Origin of the sequence: Tenacibaculum skagerrakense (assembly GCF_004345825.1) — a bacterium.
GTDB classification, from domain to species: Bacteria; Bacteroidota; Bacteroidia; order Flavobacteriales; family Flavobacteriaceae; genus Polaribacter; species Polaribacter skagerrakensis.
The window spans coordinates 30,857-49,157 of record NZ_SLXM01000007.1; the positions used below are offsets into that span (position 1 = coordinate 30,857).

The following is an 18,301-nucleotide window of genomic DNA, read 5'->3' on the forward strand; positions in this document are numbered from 1 at the left end:
TATTAACTTGTTAATTTAGATTGTTGCGCAATGGCATACATTTTAATTTGCTTCACCATAGAAACCAAACCATTTGCTCTTGTCGGACTTAAATGTTCTTTTAAACCAATTTCATCAATAAAATTAGTATCGGCATCTAAAATATCCTGTGGCTTTTGGTCGGAAAAAACACGTAACAATAACGCTACGATTCCTTTAGTTAAAATGGCATCGCTATCTGCTGTAAACTTAATGATATCACCATCAATCTCAGAATGCATCCATACTTTTGATTGGCAACCTTTAATTAGATTTTCATCTAATTTGTATTGCTCATCAATGATAGGTAACGATTTTCCTAACTCAATTATATATTCATAACGCTCCATCCAGTCTTCAAACATTGAAAACTCATCGATAATTTCTTCTTGTATTTCTTTGATAGTCATTTTTTAGAACTATTTTTGCACTTTACAAATTGTTTTGTGCATTCGTTGTGCAAAATTACTGATAAAAATTAATAAATGAGTAAACTATTAGCAGTAGGAACGGTTGCTTTTGATGCAATTGAAACACCATTCGGTAAAACTGATAAAATATTAGGAGGGTCTGGAACCTTTGTAGGGTTAGCAGCTTCTCAATTTGGAGTAAAAACAGGAGTAGTTTCTGTAGTAGGAGGAGATTTTCCACAATCGTATTTAGATATGATGGAAGAAAAAGGAATTGATACCACAGGAATTGAAATCGTAAAAGATGGAAAAACATTCTTTTGGAGTGGAAAGTATCATAACGATATGAACTCAAGAGATACCTTAGTTACTGAATTAAATGTTTTAGAAACGTTTACACCGGTAGTTCCTGAAGAATTTAAAGATGCTCCAGTAGTAATGTTAGGAAATTTGCATCCTTTAACACAGGCTTCGGTTTTAGATCAAATGAATGAAAGACCTAAGTTAGTAGTTTTAGACACGATGAACTTTTGGATGGACATTGCGTTGAATGATTTACACGAGGTGCTAAAGAGAATTGATGTTATTACGATTAATGATGAAGAAGCACGTCAATTAAGTGGAGAGTATTCTTTAGTAAATGCAGCGAAGAAAATTCATGAAATGGGTCCAAAATATGTGGTTATTAAAAAAGGAGAGCACGGAGCTTTATTATTTAATGAAGAGAATATGTTCTTCGCACCGGCATTACCGTTAGCAGAAGTTTTTGATCCAACAGGAGCAGGAGATACATTTGCAGGAGGATTCTGTGGGTATATTGCAAGAACAGAAGATTACTCGTTTGAGAACATGAAAAATGCCATTATTTATGGATCAAACTTAGCCTCTTTCTGTGTAGAAAAGTTTGGTACGGAACGAATGGAAGAGTTATCGAAAGAAGAAGTTCAAACTCGTTTACATGCATTTAAACAGCTAACACAGTTTGATATCGAATTAGTTTAATACCTATCCGCGCCTTGTTGCGCGGTTTTTTATTTTATATAACACACAACAACACAACATAAAGAATAATTAATGAGTGATTTTTTAAAGCACGAATGTGGAATTGCCTTAGTTAGATTATTAAAGCCCCTTGAATATTATAAAGAGAAGTACGGTACAGCTTTTTATGGTTTGAACAAGTTGTATCTTCTTATGGAGAAGCAACATAATAGAGGACAAGACGGTGCTGGTTTGGCAAGTATAAAGTTCAATGTAGATCCTGGTACGAGATACATTAGTAGAATTCGTTCGAACAAAACACAACCAATTCAAGATATTTTCGGACAAATCAATAATAGAATTAATGATATTTTTGAGAAAGATCCGTCAAAATTAGACGATGTAAAGTGGCAAGAAGAAAACATGCCTTATATCGGAAATTTATTTTTAGGACATGTTCGTTATGGAACATTTGGAGGAAATAGCATTGAAAATGTACATCCTTTTTTACGTCAAAGTAACTGGAAGCACAAAAATTTAATTGTAGCAGGTAACTTTAACATGACTAATTCTGGAGAATTAATGAAAGAACTAGTCAGTTTAGGACAACATCCAAAAGAAGCTACGGATACGGTTACGGTAATGGAAAAAATAGGTCACTTTTTAGAAGATGAAGTTTCTCAGACCTATAAAAAAGCAAAAGCAGCGGGCTTTAATAAAAGACAAGCATCACCATTTATTGAAGAAAATTTAGATATACAACGTATTTTAAAAAGATCTTCAAAGAACTGGGATGGTGGATATGCAATGGCTGGTTTATTAGGACACGGAGATGCATTTGTACTTAGAGATCCATCAGGAATCCGTCCAGCTTTCTGGTATCAAGATGACGAAGTAGTTGTAGTTGCTTCGGAAAGACCAGTTATTCAAACAACTTTTAACGTACCAATAGAGGAAGTAAATGAATTACCTCGTGGTAAAGCATTAATTATAAAGAAAAACGGAAGTACTTCTTTAGAAAGAGTATTGAAAAAGAGAGATAAATTATCATGTTCTTTTGAACGAATTTATTTTTCTAGGGGAAGTGATGCAGACATCTATCAAGAGCGTAAAAACTTAGGGAAATTTGTGTTTCCAGAAGTATTGAAATCAATTGATAATGATATTTCAAACACAGTATTTACCTACATTCCAAATACAGCAGAAACGTCATTTTACGGAATGATGGAAGCTGCAGAAGATGTACTAAATCAACAGAAAACAGCTGAAATCTTAGCTGGAGGAGGAAAGTTATCAGCAGAACGAGTTACTGAAATTTTATCGGAAAGACCTCGTTTTGAAAAAATAGCAATAAAGGATGCTAAATTAAGAACCTTTATTACCGATGACAGTAGTAGAGACGATTTAGTAGCTCATGTATATGATGTTACGTATGGAGTAGTAAAACCTACGGATAACTTAGTTATTATTGATGATAGTATTGTTAGAGGAACAACCTTAAAGAAGAGTATTATAAAAATCTTAGATCGTTTATCTCCTAAGAAAATTATAGTAGTTTCTTCTGCTCCACAAATTCGTTACCCAGATTGTTACGGAATAGATATGGCAAGAATTGGCGATTTTATTGCGTTTAAAGCTGCGTTAGAATTACTAAAAGAGAACAATAAGTATCATATTGTTGATGAAGTATATGAGAAGTGTAAAGAGCAACAATCTAAAGAAGACTCTGAACACATTGTAAATTTTGTAAAAGAAATTTATGCGCCATTTACACATGAAGAAATTTCTGCAAAGATTGCTGAGATGTTAAAAACGGAAGAGGTAAATGCAGATGTAGAAATTATTTACCAAACAGTGGAAGGATTACACAATTCTTGTCCAGATCATAAAGGAGATTGGTATTTCACAGGAGATTATCCAACACCAGGAGGTCATCGAGTAGTAAACCAGGCCTTTATTAATTTTTATGAAGGAAATAATAAAAGAGCGTACTAATTAGGTATGTTATCATAGAAAAAAGACTGCTTTTTATTAGCGGTCTTTTTTGTTTTTGGCTGTATTGATAAAGTACGAAAACCCAAATAATTTGTTTTACATTGCCTTTTATTAGTTCATAAGTAATAGAACATGAATTCAGCAGAAAAAACAATCGATTATAAAGCGATTATAGAAAGTATATATAACACTATTGCCTCAGAGGAAAACAAAGGCACAATTGCTACTTATATCCCTGAATTAGCCAAAGTTGATGCCGCTAATTTTGGAGTTTGTTTATTAACTCGAAATAATGAGGAATATGGAGTAGGAAATTGGCAAACAAAATTTTCAATTCAAAGTATTTCAAAAGTGCTGTCTTTAAGTTTAGCATATCAGATTTTTGGAGATAAAATTTGGGACCGAGTAGATGTTGAACCTTCAGGAACTGCGTTTAATTCGCTAGTGCAATTAGAGTCAGATATGGGAATTCCAAGAAATCCATTTATGAATAGTGGAGCTATGGTAATTTGCGATATGCTGGTGAGTTATTATGAAAATCCGAAGGAAGATTTTTTAAAAGCAATTAGAGAATTATGTCATTCTAGTGAAATTAATTACTCTGAAACTGTAGCAATATCTGAAGCTTCAGTTGGTTATAGAAACAAGGCTTTGTGTAATTTTATCAAGTCTTTTGGAAATATTGAAAATGAACCAGAAGAAGTATTGGATTTTTATTTTCATATGTGTTCTATCGAAATGAGCTGTCAAGAATTATCTCGAGTATTCATGTTTTTGGCAAATCCTAACTTCACTACTTCAAAAGGAAAAAAGGTATTAAACCTAAGTAAAACTAAAAGAGTAAATGCCATTATGCAAACTTGTGGATTTTATGATGAATCTGGTGAGTTTTCTTTTCGCGTAGGATTGCCTGGGAAGAGTGGAGTTGGTGGTGGTATTGTAGCCATTCATCCAGAAAAATATTGCATTACAGTTTGGAGTCCGAAATTAAATGAAAAAGGAAATTCCTATCGAGGAATGAAATTTTTGGAAGCATTTACTACGGAAACTGAACAATCGATTTTTTAAAAACACATTACAAACTGTTTAAAATAAATGCTTAAAAAAGCGATGAACATTTAATGGAATCTTAAAATTACCTTTCTCCTTTTTTATATACTTTTACTAGAAATAGTTAGTATGAGAAGTCTTATTTTGGTTATTATTATTCTCTTTTTAGAGAGTTGTCAAACCACTTCAAAACAAAGTATTAAAAGTAAAGTTATGGATTCAAAAACGGTTGTAGCTCATCGAGGAGCTTCTGGGTATTTACCTGAACATACTATGGAAGCTAAAGCAATGGCGTATGCAATGCATCCAGATTTTATTGAGCAAGATTTGGTGTTGAGTAAAGATGATGTTCCTGTAGTAATTCATGATATTTATTTAGATGACGTTACCGATGTAGCAACCAAATTTCCTGAAAGAAAACGAGAAGATGGACGCTATTATGTAATCGATTTTACCTTTGAAGAATTACAAGAATTACAGGTTACAGAACGTTTTGATCCGAAGACAGGAAAACAATTTTATCCTAATCGATTTCCAAAAGGGAAAGGCAATTTTAAACTTCATTCACTATCTCAAGAAATAGAATTAATTCAGGGTTTAAATAAAAGCACAGGAAACACTATTGGTATTTATCCAGAAATTAAAAATCCTGAATTCCATCATAAAAATGGAAAAGACATTGCAAAAATAACCTTAGCAATTTTAACAGAATACGGTTATACATCTAAAACCGATAATTGTATTTTTCAATGTTTTGATGCTAAAGAATTAGAGAGAGTTCGAAAAGAGTTACACTCTGATTTGTTTTTAATTCAGTTAATAGAGTTTCCTGAAGAAACCAAAGAATTAACTCATTTTGCAACTTATGCCGACGGAATTGGTCCGTGGTACAAACAAATTCTAGATAAAAAGATTGATGGAAAATGGCAGTTTACTTCTTTAGTAGAAGAAGCTCATTCGTTAGGATTGAAAGTTCATACTTATACGTTGAGAGCAGATCAATTAGGTGATTTTACATCTTTTGAAGAACATGTAAATACCTTACTTTTTGAGGCAAAAGTAGATGGTTGTTTTACCGATTTTCCAGATAAAGTAGTTGCACTCTTACGTCAATAATTTTAAAATCTACAAAGACGTTTATTCATCAAAATACTTTTAAAAAAGGGTTTGTTCATAAAAATTACAGCCCTTTTTTTCCTTTTTAAAGACTATTTTTCCCTTTCACACAACTTTACTTTTACATAAGAGAAAGCTGGAAGTTATTTGTAGTGTTATTAGAAAATAACAACAACATTTTTATCAACCACTATAAATACCTTCTATTATGATTTTAAAGAGAATACTACTTCTGAGTTTTGTTTTTATTTCGAGTTCAACACTTATTAGTCAAAATAATGTTTGTGTTAGTTCTTCATCATCTGACGATCTTTTAATGGAATTGAATACTATTGACAAATGCTTAAATGAAAAGGAAGATACAAAAGAGGAACTTCCAAAAGTGCAAAGCAACAGGTACCTTAGAAATAGAAAAAATAGTTATTATAGCTCACTAAGAAAGAATTTAAAAACTATCAGTGTAACTAAAACTAAAATACTTCCAAAGAAAGTAAAAGATGTATATCTGGGAGAGGTTACACAAGAGCCAACTTTTTTAGAAGCTAATGATAATTTGCAATACAAAGGAAGTTTGAAAGAAGTTTTGGAAGCGTATGTAAATGATCATTTAGAGTATCCATCTGCTCTAGAACATAATGGTATTGAAGGAATTGTATGGACAAGTTTTGTTATTGATAGTAACGGAGATGTGAAAAATATTGTAACCTTAGGTCCAATTAACGGAGAATTATTTGAAATTGAAGCTGCTAAAGTCATTAAGAGCTTACCTAAGTTTAAGCCTGGAAAAATGGATGACGAATTAGTAAATGTAAAACACTTAATGGCTATAAAGTTTGAAATAAATAAGTAATTGTTTAATGTTTCTAAGATGTAAACTGAAGGAGTTTGGTTCTGTAGGCAGATAACAATTTAGATTTTGATATAAAACCGATATACGTTCCATCCTCTTTAACTATTGGTAAATTCCAAGCACCACTTTCTTTGAATTTTTGCATTATTTGTTCAATGCTATCGGTGTCAAAAATTACAGCAGGAGCACTTTTCATAAAATCGGAAACAGTCAATTCATCATACAACTTTTGATCAAACATTATCGGACGGATATCATCTAGTAAAACAATACCTAAAAACTCCTTTTTTTCATTTAAAACAGGAAAGATATTTCTTTTAGATTTTGTTACTGCAGAAACAAGCATCTGACGCAAACTCATGTCTAATGAAATACGAACGAAGTTTTTTTCAATAATTTTTTTGATATCCATCATCATCATTACGTTTTTGTCTTTGTCGTGTGTGATTAGCTCTCCTTTTTCCGCCAGCTCTACGGTGTAAATAGAGTTTGAAACAAAATAGGTAGTAATTGAATAAGACACTGCCGCAACAAGCATTAGAGGAACAAATAGTTCATAGCCTCCGGTAATTTCAGCGATTAAGAATATAGCTGTTAAAGGAGCATGTAAAACACCAGCCATTAGTCCGCTCATACCTATTAAGGTGAAGTTAGTTTCGGAAACAGAAAAACCTAAGGCATTAATAGTTTTTGCAATTACATTTCCTAGTATACTTCCCATTACTAATGTTGGAATAAAAATACCACCAACACCTCCAGCAGCAAAAGTTGTTGTCATTGCTACAACTTTAAAAACACCAATGAGTAATAAAAAAATAATGATGGTCCATACATTCGTTTTATCAAATTCATAAGGAAGATCTTTTAAAGCTTCAGGAGCATTGTTAAGCAGTAAATTATTAATAATCGAATATCCTTCACCATATAAAGGCGGAATTAATAAAAGCAACAAACCAATAGTAATTAAACTCCAAAAGAGTTTATGAGATGTTTTTTTAAAACGATTAAAAAAATTGATGATAATAAAGTAAATTTTTGAAAAATATACTGAGGCAAATCCAGTTACAATGGCCAGTACTATGTAAAAAGCAAGATCTCTTATTTCAAATACTTCTTTAATTTTTACTGAAAAAAGTACATCGTGACCAAGAAAAAAGTACGATGTAATAATTGCAGAAACTGAGGCTAATAGTAACGGAATTAAGGAAACAAACGCCATGTCTAAACTAAAAACTTCAATAGCAAAAATAATAGCTGCAATTGGAGCTTGGAACATTGACGCCATTGCACCTGCAGCTGCACAACCAATTAACAACATCCTAGTTTTGGTATTCATATGAAAAAGTTGCGCAATACCAGAACCAAGTGCGGCTCCTGTACTTACTGCCGGACCTTGCAATCCCACAGAACCTCCAAAACCTACTGTTATTGGAGCCGTAATTATGGAAGCATAAATTTTATACTGTTTTATAATTCCATTTTTTTTAGAAATCGCTTCTAGCGTAGTAGAAATTCCGTGCCCTATTTCTCTTTTAAGCACATATTTTTTAATCCCATTTACTATTAGTAAACCAATTATTGGAAATAAAAAATACAATGAATAATGATAATCTTCGATTAAATTACCTTCCAAAACCCAATGAAAAAAATACGTTAAGTTTTTAAGAACAAGTGTACCTAAACCTGCTAAAAAACCTACTAAAAGACTTAAAATATAAATGAACTGGCGTTCCGAAACATTTTTGTAACGCCATATTAAAATTCGCTTTAATGTATTTTTGGAAAGTAGCATTGCTAGTTTATTTTACAAGTGTATCTGTTCCTAAATACCCATCATTTTTGTTGTAATACCAAGCTCTTACTTTTGGCATCTTAATCCCATTGATGGTTGTTTCATCAGATAGTAAAATATATTCACCACTATCTTTTGCTTCTTTAAAAAACTGATACACTTCCATAGCATACGTTTTTGGGTTAAAGTAAAAATACCAAGTATCTTTACCAACGCTTTCATCATAGGTTACTTTCAACACTAAATATTCCTTTCCTTTAAACGTTCTCTTTTCTACTTTCTCATGAATATTTGTTCCGTTGTCTTTTAACTTCATTGGAAGACCGTACAAATACGTGTAATAATTTTTAAACAAATTAGCTCTGTCACAACTTAGTTTATGTTCTTTTAAAATAGCTTCTGATGGATTTTCAACACCGTTAAAAGTAATTTTACAGACACCTCTATCAACTGTGTATTCTGTAGTGTTTTCCCCTCGTGTAGCCTTTACGTAAAAATACTCGTTTGGCAAATCAATCTTAATTTCACTATTTCTGTTTGGTTTCTCAGGAATGGTCATGGTTACCTTTAAAGTTCCTTTAAAAGTTTCCCAATTTCCATTTGGATCATGATATTGAATTGCGTTAGCTAGTAATTGTTTGCCTGTTAATTCTTGAGCATACGAGAAACTAAGAAATAAAGAAGCAACGAGTAGAAGAATTATTTTATTCATAATATGAAGTTCAGTTAAGATAAAAATAATAAAAAATCCCGCTCTAAGCGGGATTGTATTTTTAAGCTTCTTTTTGAATATGCAGCTTGATACTTAATTCCGTTAATTGTTCCTCATCAATTGTGGCAGGAGCATCAATCATTACATCTCTACCAGAATTATTTTTAGGGAAGGCAATAAAATCACGAATTGTTTCTTGACCACCTAAAATGGCAACCAATCTATCTAAACCAAAAGCTAATCCACCATGAGGCGGAGCACCATATTCAAAGGCATCCATTAAGAAACCAAACTGAGCTTTTGCTTCTTCAGGTGTAAATCCTAAGTGTTTAAACATAATTGCTTGAGTTTCTTTATCATGAATTCTTATAGAACCACCTCCGATTTCATTTCCGTTTAATACCAAATCGTATGCATTGGCTTTAATAGCTCCTGGATTGGTATCTAGTAATTCTAACTGACCAGGTTTTGGTGAGGTAAATGGATGGTGCATTGCATGATAATGTCCAGTTTCTTCATCTAATTCTAATAATGGGAAATCTACAACCCACAACGGAGCAAATTCGTTTGGTTTACGCAAGCCTAAACGTTCTGCCAATTCCATACGTAACGCAGATAATTGCGCACGTACTTTTGAGGTATTACCAGATAGAATACAGATTAAATCCCCTGCTTTTGCACCTGTAGTTTCAGCCCATTTTGCTAAATCTTCTTGGTCGTAAAACTTATCTACAGATGATTTATAACTTCCATCTTCGTTACACTTTACATATACCATTCCTAAAGCACCCACTTGAGGACGTTTTACCCAATCAATCAAGGCATCTATCTCTTTTCTTGTATAAGAAGCAGCACCTGGAACAGCAATTCCAACTACTAACTCAGCATCGTTAAATACTTTGAAATCTTTATGTTGTGCTACTTCGTTTAACTCTCCAAACTGCATTCCAAAACGAATATCTGGCTTGTCGTTACCATACAAACGCATCGCATCATCGTATTGCATTCTTGGGAATTTATCTACATCTACACCATTAATCTCCTTCAATAAATGACGAGTCATTCCTTCGAAAATCTCTAAAATATCTTCTTGCTCAACAAACGCCATTTCACAGTCTATTTGTGTAAACTCTGGTTGACGATCGGCACGTAAATCTTCATCTCTGAAACACTTTACAATCTGGAAGTATTTATCCATTCCTCCAACCATTAATAATTGCTTGAAAGTTTGTGGCGATTGCGGTAATGCGTAAAACTGACCAGCATTCATTCTTGAAGGAACCAAGAAATCACGCGCTCCTTCTGGAGTAGATTTGATTAAATATGGAGTTTCAACATCAATAAATCCTTTGTCTGAAAGATATTTACGAACTTCCATTGAAACTTTATGACGGAAAATTAAGCTGTTTTTTACCGGATTACGACGAATATCTAAATAGCGATATTTCATTCGAATATCTTCTCCACCATCCGTTTCATCTTCAATGGTAAATGGTGGTAATTTTGCTTCATTTAAAATAGTTAATTCAGAAACTAAAACTTCTATATCTCCAGTTGCAATATTTGGATTTTTAGAAGCTCTTTCAATAACAGTTCCTTTTACTTGAATCACAAACTCTCTACCTAATGTTTTTGCTTTTTCCATTAAGTCTTTAGAAGTTCTCTCTTCATCAAAAATCAACTGAGTAATTCCGTAACGATCTCGTAAATCAACCCAAATCATGAAACCTTTATCTCTTGATTTTTGAACCCATCCTGCTAGGGTAACTTCTGTATTAATATGCGATGCTCTTAACTCACCGCAAGAATGCGATCTGTACATTTTCTATAATTTTAGATGCGCAAATTTAACTATAAATGTTGTATGGAAAAAGGATTAAGAAGTTTAGTCTTATTATCTAAAAAATTAGTAATATTTTAGATCATCCTATTAAATAAAACGTCTATGATTTTAATGTTCCAAGAGAAAGATAGTATTAGTTTTCCATCAGAATTACAAAACCCTACCTTCTATATTAATGAAGAAAATGAAGAGTTTCTCAAGAAGGAGTTGACAACAGAAGGAGAGAAAATATCTTGTCAATTAGAGATAGGTCAAGTCAATTTTTTCATTGGAGCAAATAATTCAGGGAAAAGCAGATTTATGAGAGGTTTATTAAAATCTCATCATACTTTTCTTTCTAATGAATTTTCTTATTTAGAATTGTCAAAAGAAATTAAAAATAAACAGACTAATGCTTTAAGTCAAGATAATAAAAATATATTGTTTGGATTTTTTAAATACTTACAAGAAAATGATAGTTTAATTTCTACAGACTTCATATCAAATAGAAGTTTTTCTGAGACTGAAAAAAAAGAATTTGCTAAAAAGATGAAATTTTTAAAAGAAAGTCTTTCGAAGACGAGAAATATTGATTTAGAATTTTTAGTTAAGGATTATATTGAAAGAGTTGAATTATATTACAGAGAACTAGTTTTTTCTGAACAAAATAAAATATATAAGAAAAATTATACTCCTATTATAAGAAGTTTATTGAACGATATAGGGCTATCAGATTATGTTTTTAGTGAGGTAGTTGAAAAAAGGTATTTTGGAGCAGTAGGAAATTTTACAGAAAAAAATGATATACATACAGGTTTAGAACTTTGGACTAAAATTGACGCAGTAATTGGATCTGAAAAGACAAAGGATATAAGAGATTTTGAGGAGTTTTTAAGTGTTAATTTTTTTGAAGGAGAAAAAATAATTCTATCACCACACAAAAAAGAAAGAATAATTCATATAAACTTTGAAAAACAAGGATACAAGGGTATACATGAAATAGGTGATGGAATACAAACGTTGATTCTCTTATTGTTTCCAATTTTTACTGCAAAAAGAAATGAAATATTTTTTATTGAAGAACCAGAAATTAACTTACATCCTGGCTTTCAAAGAATATTTATAGAGACATTATTGAATAATGAATTTTTACAAGCTAAAAATTTAAAGTATTTCTTTACAACACACTCCAATCATTTTTTAGATTTAACCTTAAAAAATGATAAAGTTTCTTTTTTTCAGTTTCAAAAATTAGAAGAAGGAAAGCATCTAATAAAAACCAATATTAAACCAAGTAAAGAGACTCTAGATGAGTTAGGGGTAAATACATCTTCTGTTTTATTAGCTAATTGTTCAATTTGGGTTGAAGGACCAACGGATAGAAAATATTTGTCTAAATTTTTGAAGTTATATTGCGAATACAATAAAAAACAATTTTTAAAAGAAGATATTGATTATGCTTTTTTTGAATATGGTGGTAATTTAATTGAGCATTATTTGTTTAATGAGAATGAAGAATTTAATGATGACGAAATAAGAGAAAAAATAAACTCATTTGCGTTATCTAACAAGATATTCTTATTAGCAGATAATGATAATGCGTTAGAAGGATCAAAAAAAGACTTGAGAAGAAGAAACTTCGAGAGTCTATCAAAAGATAATAATAATTTTCATTACGAGAATACTAAGGTTGTTGAAATTGAAAATCTTTTACCTAAAAGTATAATTCAAGGCTTTATGAGCCAACTTTTGTTATCAGAAAAATATCAAGAGAAGTCAAAGAGCTTCAGATTTAATGAAAAAGATTATTGTATTAAAAATTTAGGAGAATTTTATGAGCAGGTGTTTTCAGCTAATAAAGTCCCTAAAAAGGAAATAAAAAAAATCAAATCTAGTTCTGGAACTTTAAATAATATTTACAAGATTAAATTAGCTAATTATTTAATGGAAGGAGATTTCACTTACAAAGATTTAATTGAAGAGAATACTATATTGGATGAATTAGTGTCAAAACTTTATAATTTTATCGTCTAAAAACTTAATTGATGTACAGCATCCCAACATATAAAATAGAAAGAGAAGAAGAACTTAGTCAGTTTATCGAGCAATATCCTTTAGCTTTTATAACAGGTTTAGACGAGAACGGAAACTTTGTCGGAACTCACATTCCTTTAGTAGTTGAAAACAGAAAAAATGAAATGTTTTTGGTCGGACATATGATGAAACAAACCGATCATTATCTGGCATTAATGAAAAGTAATACTGTTTTGGTTGTTTTCAACGGGCCAAACGGTTATGTTAGTGCTTCTTGGGGAACAAATAAAAGCAAGGGTTCTACTTGGAATTATATGACAGTTCATGTAAATGGAAGTATTTCTTTTTTTGAAGGAGATAAACTTATTGATTTAATGAGAGCGTTTACTCTAGAGCATGAAGATGGGAATTCAGATTCTCCAACAATTTATGATAATTTGCCTGAAAATTATAAACAACGATTAATGCCTCATATAGCAGGTTTTGAAATAAAAGTTGAAAAAATGGAAGGTGTTTTTAAGCTGAGTCAAGATGTTGATGAAGAGACTTTCTCCAAAATTATCAAACAACTAGAACAAAAAGAAGGGTTTGACAAATTGTTAGGAGAAGAAATGAAAAAAAGAAAGGATAAATTCTTTTCATAATTGCCATTTTTATGGAAAAAGTGATTTCTAAAAAGACAGATTATACCGTGTTATTAGTTTCTGTGGCAATTTTTTTATTGTTGCAGCTTCCCTACTTTGTAAAAATACAATATCCATTTAGATTGTTAGGAACTTGGTTTCATGAAATGGGACATGGTTTAACAGCTTTACTTGTTGGAGGCAAGTTTCATTATTTAGAAATTTATGCTAACGGAGGAGGAGTTGCTTATTCAACGGTTACAAACAAGTTTTTTTCGATTCAGACAGCAAGAGCGTTAACGGCAGCTGGAGGTTTATTAGGACCAGCTATTTCTGGAAGTTTGTTGATTATTGCTGCACGTTCGCAAAAACACGCTGCAATATTGTTCAGAATCTTAACGGTTGTTATGGTTTTATCGCTATTAATCTGGATTCGTTCGTATTGGGGAATTATTGTTCTTGGAGGTTTTGCTGTAGCCTTTCTAATAATTATGTTTTTAAAAAATAAAAAGATTGAAACTATAACAGTTCTTTTTTTAGGATTGCAATGTGTGTTAAGTACGTACCTTCAGTTAAACTATTTATTTACAAAACAATTTGAAAGAAATGGTCAAGTTATGACCTCAGATACGCAAAACATAGCTATAAATACCTTTGGAACCTATTGGATGTGGGGAATCTTACTTTTAATAGTAAGTTGCTTTTTACTTTGGAAAAGTATACGCTACTATTTGAAGAGGTAATTTTGTTATCAGTTATCAGTTATCAGTTATCAGTTATCAGTTGATAAAAGTATTTTTGCCTACTGTCTACTGCCTACTGCCTACTGCCTACTGCCTACTGCTAACTTCTTAAAATATTCGTTTGCGGCCTTCTTTACTTTTGGAGCTAAAATTAAAGTAGAAATTACTGTAGGAATAGCCATTAAGGCATAACCACTATCTATCAAATTAATAACAAAATCGAGCTTAGTAATTGAAGCAATAACAATTGTTATAATATAGATGTAGTTGTAATACTTACCGGTTTTAGTATTCGTTAAAAAACTCAAACAAGAATACCCATAGAAAGAATAGGTAAAAAGAGTAGAAAAAGCAAAAATTAGCACACAAATAGTTAAAATAACACTACCCAAACCATAAGGTAAAACTGCATCAAAAGAGGAAAGTGTTAACGAGATTCCATTTCCATCAAAGTTTTTCCAAATTCCAGCAGCTAAAATTGCCAAAGCTGTAAGCGTACAAACTAACAGCGTGTCAATCGCTGGGCCTAGCATGGCAACTAATCCTTCTCTAATTGGTTCATTGGTTTTAGCAGTTCCGTGCATTATCGGAGCGGTTCCAATACCAGCTTCGTTAGAAAAAGCGGCTCTTTTTACTCCAGTAACAATTAAAGCTCCTAAAGCACCACCCATTACAGCATTTCCAGAAAAGGCATCAGTAAAAATTAGTGAGAATATTTCAGGAATAGTGTCAAATCTTAAAATTAAAATAGTTAAGACTGTAATCAGATAGATAACAACCATTACAGGTACCAATTTCCCAGCAACTTTTCCAATTCGTTTAATTCCTCCAAAAATTACTAAAGAAGTTATAATTGCTATTGTGATTCCTAACAAAAACTTAGCAGTTTTCTCATTCGATGAATTTACTTCAAAAACATCAACTAACGTTTGTGTTAATTGATTAGCCTGAAAAGCTGGAAGTGTTCCAATCAATCCAGCCAAAGAGAAGAATACAGCTAAAGGTTTCCAACGTTTTCCTAAACCTTCAGTAATTACATACATTGGCCCACCTTTTACATTTCCCGCTTCATCTTTTCCACGATACATTATGGATAAACTACAGGTAAAAAACTTAGTAGCCATTCCTACAAATGCACTTACCCACATCCAAAAAATTGCTCCTGGTCCACCAGTAGCAATAGCAATTGCAACACCGCTTATATTCCCCATTCCAACGGTTGCAGCAATAGCAGAAGATAATGCTTCATAATGTGATAAATCTCCAGGAGAGGTGTCTTTGTCATATTTACCGCGTAATATATTTACTGCGTGTCCTAAATAACGGAAGGGAATTAATTTTGAATATAATAAAAGAAAACTTCCTCCTCCAATTAATAAAATCAATTGGACAATTTCTAAAGCTGTAGTATTTTTAAAAACTTCTTGAAGACTTAAAAACATTTTTTGTTTTTTCAACGAAAGTAATATAATTAAAGGATTCTTTTACAGTGTTTTATTTTTTTAATTAAAACACTCCATTCAAGGAGTTTATAAAACCTTTCATCGAAAAAAGGGAATATAAAATGCTAAAAGCAAAAGATTTTTCATAATTTTAACACAATAACTTCAATTTCCCCCTTACGATGACAAAGATTAGTAAAGCCACGGTGAACAAATTTTTGAAGTATTCACCTATTGTACTTTTAATATCATTAGTAGTATATTCTTTTAAAACTCATGAGAGTCAAACTAAACTTGATGAGGAGTTTAGAAAAGAAAAACTCATTTTACAAAAAGAACTTGATCAAATCGTTGCCGACTACAAAAAGATGTCGACAAAAAAGAAAGGTTTATCAAGAAGAATAATTACCAGTATCAATAAAATTATCGCCCTTAAAGATTCTATCAAGGATGTTAAAAAAGGGAATTACGATTTGTTAGTTAAGTATAGCGTAAAGGCAGCTAAGTTAGAACGTGAAAACAGAGCATTACTACTGCAAGCTGATAACCTTCAGCAAAAAAACGAACTATTACAGCAAGAAAATAATTCGGCAAAACTTAAATTAAGAGCTCATAAAAAATCACAAGAGTCCTTAGCTAAGATGAATGAAGAGCTGGAAAACCAAGAAAAAGCATTAAAAGAGAAAATAGGTACCGCTGCTAATGTAAAAATTGGTAAAGTTTCTGTGTTTTCTTACAAAGAAAGAAGCAATGGTAAGTATACTGGTACTTCTAGATCTAACAGAACTGATGCGTTTAAAATTAAATTTGATTTATTAGAAAACAAATTAGCAGAGGTTGGTGTAAGAGATATCCTTATTCAAATTAAAGATAAAGACAACAACGTTATTTTATCTGAAAAGAATAGAGGAGAAGATAATGGTTCAAAACCGTATAACGATTTTATCAAAGTAAATTACGAGAACCAGAAAATTGGAATAGTTTCTCTTATATCTGTTGATAGAAATTTTATGCAATCCGGTAATTATATTGTTGATGTATATATTGATGATATCAAGGCAGGAGAAGGAAAAGTTACGTTACGATAAATTCAAAACCTTATTATAAATAAAACCGTTTAAAGATTCTTTAAGCGGTTTTTTTATACGTTAAATTCACTAAATATTTGTTAAGACTTGTAAGATGTTAAAAAAAATAGGACATATTTACATAAACAAATCAAGCTACAATGAAGACCATTTTGAAATCTACGTTTGCAACGTTATGTATATTCTTATTTCTTTCATGTAAATCAGAAAAAAAAGAAACAACTAAAGAAGTAAAAGAGGAACTAATAGTAACTCCAAAAAATAAAGCAGAAGCTATTATAAACTCGTCAATTAAAGCTCATGGAGGAGATTTATTCGAAGAGGCCTCTTATTCGTTTACATTTAGAAATAAACAATACAGTTTTACAAATAATAATGATTCGTATACGTATTCTGTAATTAAAGAGAATGATAAAAAAGAAGCGGTTATTGATGTATTAGAAAACGGAAGTTTCAATAGAACTGTTAATGGTAATAAGGTTGAATTGAGTAACGAAGATGCTTCTCGCTTTGGTGAATCTCTAAATTCGGTTATTTATTTTGCTACACTTCCACATAAGTTAAGTGATGCAGCTGTAAACAAAACGTACAAAGGAGAAATTCAAATAAAAGGTAAGAACTATGATGTAATTCAAGTTACTTTCAAACAAGAAGGCGGAGGTAAAGATTTTGAAGATCAATATTACTATTGGATTAACAAGGATACTAATACTATGGATTATTTGGCTTACAATTACAAAGTAAATGGTGGAGGAGTTCGTTTTAGAAGTAGTTATAATCGAAGAAATATAGACGGTGTTTTATTCCAAGATTATATCAATTATAAAGCAGAAGTAGGAACGCCTTTATCAGAATTACCAGCGCTTTTTGAAAAAAATGAATTGAAAGAAGTATCAAGAATCGATACAGAAAATGTAAAAAACCTAAAAAGTAATTAGTATATGTCATCAGTAATTAACATCAAGGAAAAGTTCAATTTATTTACAGACCAATGGTCTCCTAAAAAAGTTGCAGAATTAAATGGTCAACAAGTTTTATTAGCTAAAATACAAGGTGAATTTGTATTTCATAAACACGATGATGAAGATGAATTGTTTATGGTTATAAAAGGACAACTACAAATAGATTTAGAAGATGATTCTGTTATCATAAATGAAGGTGAATTTTATATAGTTCCAAAAGGAGTTTTACATAAACCAATTGCAAGAGAAGAAGTTCATGTGTTGCTTTTTGAACCGTTATCTACTAAACACACAGGAGATGTTCTTGCTGACATAACTGTAGAGACTTACGAATCTATTTAATTGATTTTTCCATTCAACGAGAAATAGCATCCATTCACCTAAAGATGGAGGTAATAAAACTAAAAGTTATGCTGTCAGCTTCTTTTTGGTTGTACTTTTGGAGTGTTAATAGTAGTAAAGAAAATTTAAAAAGTAATAATCCCCAAAACAAAATACTTTTTCATTTTTTTGAGTTAAAAAAATAATCTCTTACAAGCCCCAAATGTAAGAGATTTCTTTTTTTATAAGTTATCTTAACTCTTGCTATGTCTTCTTCAAACAAAAGTAAATTTCATTAGTCTACAGATAACAACAACTTATCTACAGTAAGAATTAGCACAT

16 protein-coding genes are annotated in these 18,301 nt (G+C 31.3%); 11 read left to right on the top strand and 5 right to left on the bottom strand.

The genetic code is table 11. The annotated features are described in order from the left end of the window. Positions 1-2: 2 nt before the first annotated feature. Complete coding sequence (locus tag EV195_RS11685; protein WP_132795139.1) at positions 3-428, bottom strand: SufE family protein; 426 nt, start codon at positions 426-428, stop codon at positions 3-5. A 75-nt stretch (positions 429-503) separates the two neighbouring features. Between EV195_RS11685 and EV195_RS11690 the strand changes: the two genes are divergently transcribed. The 5 genes from EV195_RS11690 (at position 504) to EV195_RS11710 (ending at position 6,420) form a co-directional block, all read left to right on the top strand. Then, on the top strand, positions 504-1,430 hold the full coding sequence (locus EV195_RS11690; protein ID WP_132795140.1) for a PfkB family carbohydrate kinase: 927 nt from the start codon (positions 504-506) through the stop codon (positions 1,428-1,430). A gap of 72 nt (positions 1,431-1,502) precedes the next feature. Next, a complete protein-coding gene (locus tag EV195_RS11695; protein ID WP_132795141.1) occupies positions 1,503-3,404 on the top strand; it encodes an amidophosphoribosyltransferase in 1,902 nt (633 codons plus the stop codon). Between the two features lie 153 nt (positions 3,405-3,557). Further along, on the top strand, positions 3,558-4,472 hold the full coding sequence (locus tag EV195_RS11700; protein WP_394851312.1) for a glutaminase: 915 nt from the start codon (positions 3,558-3,560) through the stop codon (positions 4,470-4,472). A gap of 111 nt (positions 4,473-4,583) precedes the next feature. Continuing rightward, the gene (glpQ, locus tag EV195_RS11705) at positions 4,584-5,570 is read left to right on the top strand and encodes a glycerophosphodiester phosphodiesterase (protein WP_132795143.1); all 987 of its coding nucleotides are present in this window, start codon (positions 4,584-4,586) and stop codon (positions 5,568-5,570) included. Between the two features lie 208 nt (positions 5,571-5,778). Then, a complete protein-coding gene (locus EV195_RS11710) occupies positions 5,779-6,420 on the top strand; it encodes an energy transducer TonB (protein WP_132795144.1) in 642 nt (213 codons plus the stop codon). Between the two features lie 13 nt (positions 6,421-6,433). On the opposite strand, the gene EV195_RS11715 is transcribed toward EV195_RS11710, so the two are convergent. The 3 genes from EV195_RS11715 to aspS form a co-directional block, all read right to left on the bottom strand. Continuing rightward, positions 6,434-8,212, bottom strand: coding sequence for a chloride channel protein (locus EV195_RS11715; protein ID WP_132795145.1), 1,779 nt, complete (start codon positions 8,210-8,212; stop codon positions 6,434-6,436). 7 nt (positions 8,213-8,219) lie between these two features. After that, a complete protein-coding gene (locus EV195_RS11720) occupies positions 8,220-8,924 on the bottom strand; it encodes a DUF6503 family protein (RefSeq protein ID WP_132795146.1) in 705 nt (234 codons plus the stop codon). Between the two features lie 61 nt (positions 8,925-8,985). Next, positions 8,986-10,746 carry an aspartate--tRNA ligase gene (gene aspS, locus EV195_RS11725; RefSeq protein ID WP_132795147.1) on the bottom strand — a complete coding sequence of 587 codons (1,761 nt, stop codon included), beginning with the start codon at positions 10,744-10,746 and terminating at the stop codon, positions 8,986-8,988. Positions 10,747-10,869: 123 nt separating this feature from the next. Here aspS and EV195_RS11730 point away from each other — a divergent pair, with 123 nt between their 5' ends. Genes EV195_RS11730 through EV195_RS11740 form a run of 3 tightly spaced genes read left to right on the top strand, consistent with a single transcriptional unit; the run spans position 10,870 to position 14,146 of the window. Next, positions 10,870-12,780 (top strand): AAA family ATPase, encoded by a 1,911-nt coding sequence (locus tag EV195_RS11730; protein ID WP_132795148.1) that lies wholly within the window; start codon positions 10,870-10,872, stop codon positions 12,778-12,780. An 11-nt stretch (positions 12,781-12,791) separates the two neighbouring features. Further along, complete coding sequence (locus EV195_RS11735) at positions 12,792-13,424, top strand: FMN-binding negative transcriptional regulator (RefSeq protein ID WP_132795149.1); 633 nt, start codon at positions 12,792-12,794, stop codon at positions 13,422-13,424. An 11-nt stretch (positions 13,425-13,435) separates the two neighbouring features. Further along, entirely contained in the window at positions 13,436-14,146 is a 711-nt protein-coding gene (locus EV195_RS11740) for a M50 family metallopeptidase (protein ID WP_132795150.1), read from the top strand. 80 nt (positions 14,147-14,226) lie between these two features. Here EV195_RS11740 and EV195_RS11745 read toward each other — a convergent pair whose 3' ends face one another. Further along, positions 14,227-15,588, bottom strand: a complete 1,362-nt coding sequence (locus EV195_RS11745) for an alanine/glycine:cation symporter family protein (protein ID WP_132795151.1) — start codon at positions 15,586-15,588, stop codon at positions 14,227-14,229. A 218-nt stretch (positions 15,589-15,806) separates the two neighbouring features. On the opposite strand from EV195_RS11745, the gene EV195_RS11750 reads away from it, so the two are divergent. The 3 genes from EV195_RS11750 (at position 15,807) to EV195_RS11760 (ending at position 17,980) form a co-directional block, all read left to right on the top strand. Further along, positions 15,807-16,676 (top strand): hypothetical protein, encoded by an 870-nt coding sequence (locus tag EV195_RS11750; protein WP_132795152.1) that lies wholly within the window; start codon positions 15,807-15,809, stop codon positions 16,674-16,676. 140 nt (positions 16,677-16,816) lie between these two features. Then, positions 16,817-17,614, top strand: a complete 798-nt coding sequence (locus tag EV195_RS11755) for a DUF6503 family protein (RefSeq protein ID WP_132795153.1) — start codon at positions 16,817-16,819, stop codon at positions 17,612-17,614. Between the two features lie 3 nt (positions 17,615-17,617). After that, a complete protein-coding gene (locus tag EV195_RS11760; RefSeq protein WP_132795154.1) occupies positions 17,618-17,980 on the top strand; it encodes a cupin domain-containing protein in 363 nt (120 codons plus the stop codon). The last annotated feature ends 321 nt before the right edge of the window (positions 17,981-18,301 follow it).

Excerpts from the sequence above, each read along its gene's own strand:
- EV195_RS11745 (WP_132795151.1), bottom strand. The coding sequence starts at position 15,588 with ATGTTTTTAAGTCTTCAAGAAGTTTTTAAAAATACTACAGCTTTAGAA.
- EV195_RS11690 (WP_132795140.1), top strand. The coding sequence starts at position 504 with ATGAGTAAACTATTAGCAGTAGGAACGGTTGCTTTTGATGCAATTGAA.
- EV195_RS11685 (WP_132795139.1), bottom strand. The coding sequence starts at position 428 with ATGACTATCAAAGAAATACAAGAAGAAATTATCGATGAGTTTTCAATG.
- EV195_RS11760 (WP_132795154.1), top strand. The coding sequence starts at position 17,618 with ATGTCATCAGTAATTAACATCAAGGAAAAGTTCAATTTATTTACAGAC.
- aspS (WP_132795147.1), bottom strand. The coding sequence starts at position 10,746 with ATGTACAGATCGCATTCTTGCGGTGAGTTAAGAGCATCGCATATTAAT.
- EV195_RS11695 (WP_132795141.1), top strand. The coding sequence starts at position 1,503 with ATGAGTGATTTTTTAAAGCACGAATGTGGAATTGCCTTAGTTAGATTA.
- EV195_RS11740 (WP_132795150.1), top strand. The coding sequence starts at position 13,436 with ATGGAAAAAGTGATTTCTAAAAAGACAGATTATACCGTGTTATTAGTT.
- glpQ (WP_132795143.1), top strand. The coding sequence starts at position 4,584 with ATGAGAAGTCTTATTTTGGTTATTATTATTCTCTTTTTAGAGAGTTGT.
- EV195_RS11735 (WP_132795149.1), top strand. The coding sequence starts at position 12,792 with ATGTACAGCATCCCAACATATAAAATAGAAAGAGAAGAAGAACTTAGT.
- EV195_RS11710 (WP_132795144.1), top strand. The coding sequence starts at position 5,779 with ATGATTTTAAAGAGAATACTACTTCTGAGTTTTGTTTTTATTTCGAGT.
- EV195_RS11715 (WP_132795145.1), bottom strand. The coding sequence starts at position 8,212 with ATGCTACTTTCCAAAAATACATTAAAGCGAATTTTAATATGGCGTTAC.
- EV195_RS11730 (WP_132795148.1), top strand. The coding sequence starts at position 10,870 with ATGATTTTAATGTTCCAAGAGAAAGATAGTATTAGTTTTCCATCAGAA.
- EV195_RS11720 (WP_132795146.1), bottom strand. The coding sequence starts at position 8,924 with ATGAATAAAATAATTCTTCTACTCGTTGCTTCTTTATTTCTTAGTTTC.
- EV195_RS11755 (WP_132795153.1), top strand. The coding sequence starts at position 16,817 with ATGAAGACCATTTTGAAATCTACGTTTGCAACGTTATGTATATTCTTA.